The organism is Cryobacterium sp. N19 (assembly GCF_002929595.1).
GTDB classification, from domain to species: Bacteria; Actinomycetota; Actinomycetes; order Actinomycetales; family Microbacteriaceae; genus Cryobacterium; species Cryobacterium flavum.
The window spans coordinates 346,943-358,143 of record NZ_PJJR01000051.1; the positions used below are offsets into that span (position 1 = coordinate 346,943).

An 11,201-nucleotide genomic window follows, 5' to 3' on the forward strand; every position below is an offset into this window, starting at 1 on the left:
TTCGGGGCGCATAGGGTGAGGGGATGACGAAATCTGTTCCCACCATCACCCTCAACGACGGCCACACGATTCCGCAGCTCGGTTTCGGCGTGTTCAAGGTCGAACCTGACGAGACCACCCGCATCGTGGCCGACGCGCTGTCGGTCGGTTATCGCCACATCGATACCGCCGCCATCTACGGCAACGAGGCGGGCGTGGGCAAGGCTCTGGCCGCCTCCGGCATCGACCGCTCCGATCTGTTCATCACGACCAAGCTGTGGAACGACCGTCAGGGTACCGAGTCGGCCTTTGACGCGTTCGAGGAGAGCCTCGAGAAGCTTGGCCTCGACTACGTCGACCTCTATTTGATTCACTGGCCGGCTCCGGCGAACGACAAGTTTGTAGAGAGCTGGCGCGCCCTGGAAAAGATCCAGGAATCGGGCCGCGCCCGATCCATCGGTGTCTCGAACTTTCTGGTGCCGCACCTGGACCGCCTGCTGCACGAGACCAGCATTGTGCCCGCGGTCAACCAGATCGAGCTGCACCCAGCGCACCAGCAGCCGGAAGTCACCGCGTTCGCTCGCGAAAACGGCATCAACATTGAGGCCTGGGGCCCGCTGGGCCAGGGCAAGTACCCCCTGTTCGACGAGCAGATCATAACGGATGCTGCCGACGCGCACGGCAAGTCGCCCGCGCAGATCGTCATTCGCTGGCACCTGCAGGTGGGCAACATCCTGTTCCCCAAGTCGAACCGGCTGGAGCGCATGATTGAGAACTTCAACGTGTTCGACTTCGAACTCACCCACACGGAGGTCACCATGATCTCCGCGCTCGAACGCGCCGGCCGCGTCTCGGCGCACCCCAACGAGGTGAACTAGCCCGAAGCATCCGTTTGAGTGGCCCCGCAGACTCTGCGGGGCCACCGCTCTGTCATCGGGCGGCAGAGGGCCGGGCAGCGGCGTAGATTGGACACGCCGCGCTTTGTCAGGCGCGGCACATGCCGCGGGCGCAGAAAGATCCCCATGAACCCGATTGAATGGCTGTTCGACGCCCAGTTGCAGATCGGCACCCAGACCATTCTCTGGCGCGAGGTCGTCGGCAACGCCTTCGGCATCGCGAGCGCCGTCGGCGGCATGCGCCGCAAGATCTGGGCCTGGCCGGTCGGCATCATCGGCAACGCCCTGCTGTTCACCGTGTTTCTCGGCGCTGTGTTCGGCACTCCCAACCCGGTCAATCTGCTCGGGCAGGCCGGCCGGCAGATCATGTTCATCATCGTGTCGATCTTCGGCTGGGTACAGTGGCAGCGCAGCCGCAACTCGGCGGTGCACGTTGCCGTCGCCCCGCACTGGGCCGGTAACCGCACCCGCATCCTGCTGGGGCTCGGGCTCGTCGCCGGCACCCTGGTGCTCACCCCCATCTTTCGCGCCCTCGGCTCGTTCGAACCGGTCTGGGCGGATGCCTGGATCTTTACCGGATCGCTGCTGGCGACCTACGGAATGGCCAAGGGCTGGACCGAATTCTGGCTGATCTGGGTAGCCGTCGACGTGGTCGGCGTGCCACTGCTGATCAGCGCCGGCTACTACGCCTCGGCCGTGCTGTACCTGTTCTACGGCGCCTTCACCCTCGTGGGTTTCGTGGTCTGGGTGCGGGTTCAACGCCGCCGCAACGCCCTGCTCGGGGCTGCCCTGCTGCCCTGACCTCGCCCGCCCGGGCAACGGGGCGCAGAATAGAGCATGCCCAACAGCCTCGCCGACGCCATCAGCCCCTACCTGCGCAGCCATGCCGACAACCCGGTCGACTGGTTCGGCTGGGGCGAGGAAGCCTTTGCCGAAGCCCGCGAGCGCGATGTGCCCGTGCTGGTGTCGATCGGCTACTCCACCTGCCACTGGTGTCACGTCATGGCGCGGGAGAGTTTCAGCGACCCGGCGATTGCCGAGTACCTCAACACCCACTTCGTCAGCATCAAGGTCGACCGGGAGGAGCACCCCGATGTCGACGCGAGCTATCTCTCTGCCGCGAGTGCCTTCATCGAGGGACTCGGCTGGCCGCTCAACGTGTTCGTCACCCCCGACGGGCAGGCGTTTCACGCGGGAACGTACTTTCCGCCGGTGGCCCTGGCGGGGCATCCGTCGTTTCGCGACGTTCTGACCGCGGTGACGACGGCCTGGCACACCCGGCGGGCCGAGGTCAGGGCCGGCGCCACCAAGGTGGCCGAGTTGCTCGCCGAATCGGCGCGTGAGCTCGCCGAGGGTGCCGCGGCGGCGGGTGGTGCCGCGGTGCCCCTGCATCCCAGCACCGCAGTGCTCGACCGGGCGGTCACCGAGCTGGTCGGTTATGAAGACGCCCGCTTTGGTGGCTTCGGCGGTGCACCAAAGTTTCCGGTGGCCCCTGCCCTCTCCTTTCTGCTCGGGCACGGCGACGCGAACGGCGACGGGCCAATGCTCGCGCTGCGCACACTCAAGCTCATGGGCGCGTCACCGCTTCGCGACCCGATCGAGGGCGGCTTCTTTCGCTACGCGGTCAACCGTGATTGGAGTGATCCACATTACGAACGGATGCTCTACGACAACGCCCAGCTGCTCAGCCTCTACACCCGCGCCTGGATGCTCACCGGCGCACCGTGGGTACGTCACGTCGCCGAGGGAATTGCCCGCTTTCTCTGTGACGTGATGCAGCTTCCGGGAGGCGGGTTTGCCAGCGCCCAAGACTCGGAAAGCACCGTCGACGGCCATCGGGTCGAGGGCGGCTACTACGCACTCGAACCGGGCGACCGTCTGCGGCAGACCCCGCCGGCCCTCGATACGAAAGTACTCACCGGCTGGAACGGACTCGCGATTCAGGCTCTCGCCCGGGCCGGCTTCGCCTTCGACCAGCCCCGTCTCATTGACGCCGCCTGCCGCGCGGCCGACTACCTGCGCGAACACCACGTGCGCGCCGACGGCACCCTCGTTCGTGCCTCCGTTGCCGCACGCACCTCCACAGCGAACGCCACGCTGGAGGACTACGGCATGTACGCACGGGGACTCCTCGAACTCGCGCTCGTCACCGGTAACGTTTGCTACGCCACCCAGGCTCGTCACCTGCTCGACAGCACGCTACCAGCAGCCACCGACGCGCCTGCCTTCCGCTCTCCGAACGGCGCGGATCCAGTGCTCAGCCGGCAGGGCCTGGTTAGCGCCATCGACCCTTCCGAGGGTGCCTACCCCTCCGGACTCTCCGCCACAGCGGATGCCGCACTGCTGTTGCACAGCCTCACCGGCGACGACCGCTATCGTTTGGCCGCGCAGGCCGGCCTCGGCCTCGTCGCAACTCTGGCACCGAGCCGGCCACTTGCCTACGGCGCCGCCCTGCGCCTGTTCGACGAACTCAACGCCCCGATCGAGCAGCTCGTGATCGTCTCGCCCGACCGGTTTGGTGCCGCCGCGGCAAACCGCCCGGCCATCACCCTGCACGACCTCGCCCGACGCCACGCGGCGCGAGTGGTCGCATCCGTTTCAGAGTCACAGGCCCAAGCATTTGCGGAGGCCGGCTTCGGCCTGTTCCTGGCGCGGATGGCCAAGGCCGGCCAACCCACCGCGTACCTCTGCCGCGACTTCGTCTGCCAGCTGCCGATCACTGACCCGGCGCAGCTGCCACCGATCGCGGGCACGGCCAGACTCCTGAGCGAAATTACCGCCGAAGCGCAACAATCGGTGCGGCCGCACAAGCGCTAACATCGGGGTATAACCTCGCCCCACTTCCTCATTTCGCATTTCCTGGGCTCATCTCCCTGGCTGCTAGACGCCGCAGCAAACTACCGACATCGCGACGTACACTAAAGACAAATGTCCCCGCGTTTCACCAAACGCCAGTCGCTCATCGAGAACCTCGTCACTTCTCGAGAAGATCCACGCTGCGAAACACTCTGAACCATTCACGCCGGCACTTTCGGCCGCATTCCTCGGTTTCAGCCCCGGCTGGTCGCGCTGGAGTGCTCCACTTTCTCAAGGAGGACCATGGCGACACGCAATATTCCGGACGCACAACCGGAGACTGGCGAGCAGGGGGACCCCGACTCGTTCGGCGGTGACATCTTCGACACCGACGCCTTACGCCCCGACTCCGTGGGCTACGACTCCAGTGAACCCGAACCACCCACCAACACCGGCCTGATCCCGACTCTGTCGCTCAGCAGCGAGCCGGAGCTGGTGCTGATCACACCGGATGCCCGTACGCGCCGGTTCGACCGCGACGACCTCGTCGTGCGCAAGGGTGAGATCGCCCTCATCAACGGTCACTACACTCCGCACGAGTCCATGGTCAAGGACCTCGTGGCCGTGTACGACGCCCTCACCAACGCCGGCATCGACTTTCTACTCGTGCGCGGCGACCACAACCGTCCGGTCATCGCCGTCGACCGCAAGCGGCGCAAGGAAATCACCAAGGTCCTGACTGCGGCATTCGCCAACGAGCCGTTCTACGCCAAGCCGCTCGATGGCAACGTCAGCCAGCAGTTTCTGCTCGCCGATGGCGCCCTCATGACGCTGCGCAAGTCCTCCGTCTTTCGCGTCTACCGGCCGCGCATCGAACCGATCGGCCGCCTGCGCTACGGCGCCCAGACCGCGTTCCAGTTCGAGCTGTGGCGTTTCGGCGAAGATGAAATCATCGCCCCGGTCGAGAACGCGCTCATGCGCACCCGGCTGCCACGCTCCGAAGCCCGCGAAACCACGATCGACCTGTATGGACGCACCTGGCTGACCTTGCAGAACATGTTCGACGACCTGGCCAGCGACGTGTCCTTCGACATCGACCTGGTGTTCAGCTGGGTCGACGGTTCTAGCGACGAGTTTCAGCGGGAACGTGCCAAACGTATGAAGGCCTATGTCATCGGGGAGGGTGACGATTCCGACGCCCGTTTTCGCCAGATCGACGAGCTCAAGTACGCCCTGCGCAGCGTATACATGTTCGCACCCTGGATTCGCCGCATCTTCATCGCCACTGACTCACCGGTGCCGGAGTGGCTCTCCGAGCATCCTCGCGTCACCATCATGCGCAGCGAGGACTTCTTCGTCGACACGAGCGTGCTGCCCATTCACAACTCGCACGCCGTGGAAAGCCAGCTGCACCACATTCCCGGGCTGGCCGAGCACTTTCTCTACTCCAACGACGACATGTTCTTCGGTCGCCCGGTCGGTCCGGAGCTGTTCTTCTCACCCGGTGGGGTGACCAAGTTTGTGGAGGCAGCCACTCGGATCGGCCTCGGCGAGAACGATCCGACCCGCAGCGGGTTCGAGAACGCCGCTCGCGTGAACCGGGCGCTGCTGCGTGGGCGCTTCGGCAAGGTCACCACCCGGCACCTGGAGCACACGCCAGCTCCCATGCGCAAGAGTGTGCTGCTCGAGTTGGAACAGGAATTTCCCGAGGACTTCAGCCGCACCGCGGCGAGTCGTTTTCGTTCGGCGACCGACATCTCGGTCACCAACTCGCTGTACCACTATTACGCCTTGATGACCGGTCGTGCGGTCGCCCAAACTCAGGTGCGTTCGCTCTACATCGAGACGACACTACGCATCGCCCTGCGCCAGATGAATCACCTGCGCAAGCGTCGCGATCAGGACATGTTCTGCCTGAACGACGGCAGTCACCCGGAGATTTCCACCGAGGTGCGCCGCGCTGCGGTCACCGAATTTCTGGAGCTGTACTTTCCGATCGTGGCACCGTGGGAACGGGCCAGTGTTGCCACTATCGCAGAACTGGGATCGGTCGGGTCATTGGCGGCTCACGCAATGCAGGCAGAGTCTCCGACGGCGTGATCTCGACGCCGGAAGCGCGCAGACGACGTGCGCTTTCGGCGGCGTCGACGTAGTCGAGCGTTGGATAGTGGCCGAGCGGCACCACGGAGTGCAGCACGGTGCCCGGGTAGACGTGCACGAGGTTGAAGGCTCGTGCGCCGTCGCGACCCAGGGTGCCGCCCACCGGAACGTTCAGATCCTGGGTGTAGCAGGTGGCCGACGACACCGACACGGGGATACCGGCGAACATGGCCATGGACGAGTAGTGCAGGTGTCCGGCGATGATGCTGCGCACGTCAGTGCCGCGGAGCACGCTGGCGAGGCGATCTTGGTCGCGCAGCTCCACCGCGTTGGCCAGGTCGAGCACGCTCGGAATCGGCGGGTGGTGCATGGCCAGAATCGTGCCGTCGGGCGCCGGTACCCGCAGCTCGTCGGCGAGCCAGAGCAGCTGCTGGTCGCTCACCGCGCCGTGATGGTGACCGGGGACCGAGGTGTCGAGGGTGATCAGGCGCAGGCCGTTAAGGTCATAGGACCGGTCGATCGGGGCCTCGCTCGCGGCCTGGTCGAGCAACTCGGTGCGAAAAACCGAACGATTGTCGTGATTGCCCATCACCCAGATGACGCGTGCACCGAGCCTGGCAGCGGCCGGCTCGACGATCTTGCGCAGCAGCTCGTAGGCGCCCGGTTCGCCCTTGTCGGCGAGATCACCGGTGAAGACGATGGCCTCGGGGCGGGCCCCGGATGCCTCGACCTCGGCGAACAGCTCGGCCAGATGGGCTTCAGCGTTGACGCTGCCATAGAGCTTTGAGCCTCCCGCCAGCAGGTGGGTGTCGCTCAGGTGTAACAGGAAGTGGTCCGGCCGGGGGTACTCAGCCGTTCGAATGCTCACAGCTCGTCCATTCGTTTGTCGGGTGCACGCTCTTTCGGCATGCCCTCTCGGTGGTAGACACTATTCGATCAGAAGTTCTTGAACAACCGGTGTACGCCACGCATCAATCGTGCAGCAATTGGGGTAAATGGGCGAGACAATTCGTGGTCGGTCGGTGACATACGAGCGGGCCTCTAGGCTGAGGCATGGCTCGATACGTACGCATTGACGAATTTGGTGAGCCAGAGGTGTTGAGCATCGTGCACGATGAGCAGCCGCAGGCCGGGCGCGGTGAGGTACGGGTGCGCGGGCGTAACCGAGGTGGGCGGACAGTTCGCGGACATCAACGACCTCGAGGCGCTGGCCACACTGATTGCGCACGGTGAGATCGTGCTGCCGATCGACCGGGTGTTCCCGCTCGATCAGGTGCAGGACGCCTACCGCCACCTCATGGCGGGCCACCTGCACGGCAAAGTCGTTCTCGCTACCCGGTAGCGGGCCCCAGAAACCGCGTCTCCCAGAAACCGCGTCTCCCAGAAACACTGTGGCATGCTTGACCGTGCGCAATTGGTCCCCTCGAAACTCCCTGAAACAGGGTTCGCTCGGGTACGTCGCCGGGGCCGCGCTTACCACCGTGGCCTTCATCGGTCTCTACCTGTTCTTCGTGCGCAGCCACGCCGGCCAGGAAGCCGACCAGCTTGCCTATGACGGCGCCGAATTCGGCCGTCGCAGCATTACCTCGTTCACCGGTCGGATGCTGGACTCTGTTCCGGACATCGCCGTGGCATTCGGCGTGGTGCTGACCGCCGTCATCGCGCTCGTGCGCCGCAACTGGCGCACCCTCGTGGTTGCCCTGGTCGCGGCAGCGGCGGCGACTGCCTCGGCCCAACTGCTGAAGTATGGCATTCTGGCCCGTCCCGACCTCGCGGTCGAGGGCTACGCCGGAAACTCATTCCCGTCGGGGCATACGACGGTGGCGGCGGCATCCGCGCTGGTGGTCTTTCTGGTCGCGAGCCCGCGCATGCGCCCGATGGTCGCCGGGTGGGGCACCGCTTTCGCCGTGCTGGCCGGTGTGGCCACGCTTGCCAACCAGTGGCATCGGCCGAGCGACGTGATTGCAGCCCTGCTCTGGGTCGCATTCTGGGGGTGCCTCGCCGGGGCGGTGCTGGCCTGGCCGCGGGTAGGTGTCGTGCCGCAAACGGATGCTGCCGCCCCCAGCTCACGATGGCCAGCCTTTACCGGGCTGCGACAGTCGACGATTCGCGTGGTGCGCTGGCTGTCGATCGGGTGCGGGGCGATCTCCGCCGTGGCCTTCATCGTGACCCTCGTGCTGGACAGCAGCCTGTTCGAGCGCGTCGGTACGCTCGGCACCATCGTGGCCTACTTGGGCGGGGTTGCGGCCATCGTGACCGCCGGCCTGCTGCTCGCGCTGAGTGGAACTCGGCTGTTCGCTCGACTGCCCTAGATTCGCCAACGCCCTGAGATTCGGCCTCGGAGGGGTGTACTCAATCGAAACCACGTGCGAGACTAACTCATGGCCGTCACGTTGAGAGCGCTCCAGACCGTAGTTCCCCCGACGATTCTGATCCAGGAGCAGGTGCGCGACATTTTCGCCGCCCAGCCCGGACTCAGCCGACTGGCACAACGGCTGGTCAGCACTAGTTTCAACGTGTCGGGTATTGAAACCCGACATACCGTGATTGCCGAGCTCACCCTCGACAACGATTCGGCCGATCCGCAGTTCTTCGATGCGCGGCAGCAACTTCTGCTGGTGCCGAGTACCCGGGTGCGTAACGAGCTCTACATCACGGAAGCCACCAAACTCTTCGTCGAGGCTGGCCGCCGGGCGCTCGCCGCCTGCCCCGACATTCGCCCGGAAGATGTGACCCACGTCGTCACAGTCTCCTGCACCGGGTTCTACGCCCCCGGCCCCGACTACATGCTCGTGCGCGAACTCGGCTTGAATGCCAGCACCCAGCGCTACCACCTCGGATTCATGGGCTGCTACGCCTCCATGCCTGCCCTCCGCACCGCGAAGCAGTTCGTCGAGGCCGACCCGAATGCGGTCGTACTCGTGGTCAGCGCCGAACTCTGCTCGCTGCACCTGCGCACCTCGAGCGACCCGGACACCATCGTCGCCTCCTCGCTGTTCTCCGACGGCGCGGCCGCCGGTATCGTCAGCTCCCGGGCACCGCTGCCCGGCGAGAAAGCCCTCGGTCTCGACCTGTTCGAAACGGTCATCACCCCGGTCGGTGAGGGCGACATGGCCTGGAAAATCGGCGATGAGGGCTTCGAAATGATTCTGAGCACCTACGTTCCGCACATCATCGACGAACACATCGAGAGTGCCCTCGCGCCCCTGTTTGCCCGCGACGCGTCGATCACCCGGCAGCTCGTGGCCGTCCCTTGTGAAGCGGATGCAGCGGCCAGCGCGGCCCCGGTCCTCACCCTCGCGCCGCCGGCCACGCTGAGCTCGGTGATCGAGCACTGGGCGATCCACCCCGGTGGTCGGAGCATTCTCGACAAGACCGAGGCCAAACTCGGACTCCGCCCCGACCAGCTGCTGCCTTCGCGTGAGACGCTGCGCACCAACGGCAATATGAGCAGCGCGACCATTCTCTTCGTCATGAAGGCAATTCTCGACGGCCCAGCCACCGCCGACGGTGAACGGGTCTGCGCCATGGCGTTCGGCCCCGGTCTCACCGTGGAGTCCGGCCTGATGACCGTGATCGAGGGCTGAATGGCCCTTCCGTCACTGCGCGTGCGGGCGCATGGGGCCGTGGAGATCATGGATTCCCCGCTGTGCGACCCGGCCATGCTCACGCGCACGTACCAGAATTTTCAGGTGGTCAATGCGGTCGTGTCGGGCTGGCCGGGGATCTATCGCCGCAGCATCCGCCCGACTCTGTCCACCACGACCGAAACGACGCTGCTCGACGTCGGCTCCGGCGGTGGCGATGTCTCGCGATCGCTGGCCCGCTGGGCAGTGCGCGACGGACTGCGGCTCACCGTGACCGGCATCGATCCGGATGCCCGTGCGCACGTCTTCGCGACCAGCCAGCCGAAGATCGCCGGCCTCTCGTTTCGCCGGGCGCTCAGCTCCGACCTCGTCGCAGAGGGCGCGCGCTTCGACTTCGTGGTGTCCAATCACGTGCTGCACCATCTGAGCGTGGACGAGCTGAAGGGGCTGCTCGTGGACTCGGAGGATCTCGCTCGCGTGCGCGTGCTGCACGCCGATCTGGAGCGTTCCAACTACGCGTACCTCGGGTTCGCGGCGGCGACCTGGCCGTTCTTTCGGCATTCCTATATTCGCCCGGACGGGCTCACTTCGATTCAACGCAGCTACACGGCCGTCGAGCTGCGGGCGGCGGTGCCCGCTGGGTGGACGGTGTCGCGCGGCCTGCCGTCGCGGCTCGTGCTGGGCTGGGATGCGGCCTGATGCGTGACGTCGTCATCGTGGGTGGCGGCCCGGTCGGCACCATGCTCGCCTGCGTACTCGCCGTCGGCGGGCTCGACGTTGAGGTGCTGGAGCAGCGCGAGACGCCGTCCCTCCGGTCGCGGGCGATCGGCATTCACCCGCCGTCGCTGGCCGCCCTCGCCGCCATCGGCATCACCGACGCCCTGCTCGAGCGGGCCGTGCGCATTCGCACGGGAGAGGTGCGCTGCGATTCGCGCCGGCTCGGGCAGATGTCGTTCGAGAAGGTCGCGCCGGCGTATCCGTTCGTGGTCGCCCTGCCGCAATACGAGACGGAGGCGCTGCTGCGCGATCGGTTCGAGCAACTCCGCCCAGGCCTGTATCGCAGCGGCGTGACCGTGTCCGGGGTGCAAGACCGCGGTGACGCCCTGAAACTCACGACCGACGCCGGCCCGATCGATACCCGCTACGTGATCGGCGCGGACGGCGCGCGCAGCCGCGTGCGTCAGGCGGCAGGCATCGCCTGGCGGCAGCTCGGCCGCGGTGAAACGTATCTCATGGGTGACTTCGCCGATCCTGACCCGAGAGATACCGGCGCGGTGCTCTACTTCGAGCGCGGCGGCGTGGTCGAGTCGTTTCCGCTGCCCGGCGATCGGCGTCGGTGGGTGGCGATGACCGATTTTCTCGCAACGGATGCCGACAGCGCCGACTTCGCCGCGCTCATCCGTCACCGAACAGGAGTCAGCGTTGCCCAGCCGCTCGGGGCTGTCAGCGCCTTCGCCGTGCAGCAGCGGCTCGCGGGGAGCATGTGCACGGGCCGCGTGGTGCTGATCGGCGATGCGGCGCACCAGATCAGCCCGATCGGTGGGCAGGGCATGAACCTCGGCTGGCTCGACGCCGTGGCCCTCGCGCCGGCGGTGCAGCGGGCGCTGCTCGAACCGTCAGCGGCGGCATCCGTTTTGGCCCGCTACGACCGCACGCGCCGCCGCGCCGCCCGGCGAGCGGCCCTGCAAGCCGGATTCAACATGCAGATGGGCCGGCCAGCCCACGGTCTGCGACTCGGCGTTCGCAACGCCGTCGTGCGCGGTCTCACGCTGCCGCCGGCCAACGAACTGGTGGTCCGGGCGTTCACCATGCGTTGGTTGTGACCGCGCGCATCGAGTTGAAT

Annotated in this window: 10 protein-coding genes; 9 read left to right on the forward strand and 1 reads right to left on the reverse strand. The window is 66.1% G+C overall.

The genetic code is table 11. From position 1 onward, the window contains the following. Nucleotides 1-23 precede the first annotated feature (23 nt). The 4 genes from CXY78_RS13230 to CXY78_RS13245 all read left to right on the forward strand — a co-directional run bounded on the left by CXY78_RS13230 (nucleotide 24) and on the right by CXY78_RS13245 (nucleotide 5,771). Complete coding sequence (locus CXY78_RS13230; protein ID WP_092338966.1) at nucleotides 24-857, forward strand: aldo/keto reductase; 834 nt, start codon at nucleotides 24-26, stop codon at nucleotides 855-857. 144 nt (nucleotides 858-1,001) lie between these two features. Further along, on the forward strand, nucleotides 1,002-1,676 hold the full coding sequence (pnuC, locus tag CXY78_RS13235; RefSeq protein ID WP_104089706.1) for a nicotinamide riboside transporter PnuC: 675 nt from the start codon (nucleotides 1,002-1,004) through the stop codon (nucleotides 1,674-1,676). 36 nt (nucleotides 1,677-1,712) lie between these two features. Further along, nucleotides 1,713-3,692, forward strand: coding sequence for a thioredoxin domain-containing protein (locus CXY78_RS13240; protein ID WP_104089708.1), 1,980 nt, complete (start codon nucleotides 1,713-1,715; stop codon nucleotides 3,690-3,692). 282 nt (nucleotides 3,693-3,974) lie between these two features. Beyond that, the gene (locus CXY78_RS13245) at nucleotides 3,975-5,771 is read left to right on the forward strand and encodes a stealth family protein (protein ID WP_104089709.1); all 1,797 of its coding nucleotides are present in this window, start codon (nucleotides 3,975-3,977) and stop codon (nucleotides 5,769-5,771) included. Here the strand turns inward: CXY78_RS13245 and CXY78_RS13250 are convergent. After that, complete coding sequence (locus CXY78_RS13250; RefSeq protein ID WP_092338958.1) at nucleotides 5,701-6,639, reverse strand: phosphodiesterase; 939 nt, start codon at nucleotides 6,637-6,639, stop codon at nucleotides 5,701-5,703. The two genes, CXY78_RS13245 and CXY78_RS13250, sit on opposite strands and share 71 nt — an antisense overlap. A 246-nt stretch (nucleotides 6,640-6,885) precedes the next feature. On the opposite strand from CXY78_RS13250, the gene CXY78_RS13255 reads away from it, so the two are divergent. The 5 genes from CXY78_RS13255 (at nucleotide 6,886) to CXY78_RS13275 (ending at nucleotide 11,181) form a co-directional block, all read left to right on the forward strand. Beyond that, complete coding sequence (locus CXY78_RS13255) at nucleotides 6,886-7,113, forward strand: zinc-binding dehydrogenase (protein WP_092338957.1); 228 nt, start codon at nucleotides 6,886-6,888, stop codon at nucleotides 7,111-7,113. Nucleotides 7,114-7,177: 64 nt separating this feature from the next. Then, nucleotides 7,178-8,083 (forward strand): phosphatase PAP2 family protein, encoded by a 906-nt coding sequence (locus tag CXY78_RS13260; protein WP_140425708.1) that lies wholly within the window; start codon nucleotides 7,178-7,180, stop codon nucleotides 8,081-8,083. Nucleotides 8,084-8,152: 69 nt separating this feature from the next. After that, complete coding sequence (locus CXY78_RS13265; protein WP_092338953.1) at nucleotides 8,153-9,358, forward strand: type III polyketide synthase; 1,206 nt, start codon at nucleotides 8,153-8,155, stop codon at nucleotides 9,356-9,358. Beyond that, nucleotides 9,359-10,057: a class I SAM-dependent methyltransferase gene (locus CXY78_RS13270; RefSeq protein WP_092338951.1), complete on the forward strand. Its 699-nt coding sequence runs from the start codon at nucleotides 9,359-9,361 to the stop codon at nucleotides 10,055-10,057. Further along, entirely contained in the window at nucleotides 10,057-11,181 is a 1,125-nt protein-coding gene (locus CXY78_RS13275; RefSeq protein WP_104089711.1) for an NAD(P)/FAD-dependent oxidoreductase, read from the forward strand. Before CXY78_RS13270 ends, CXY78_RS13275 begins: the two co-directional genes overlap by 1 nt. The last annotated feature ends 20 nt before the right edge of the window (nucleotides 11,182-11,201 follow it).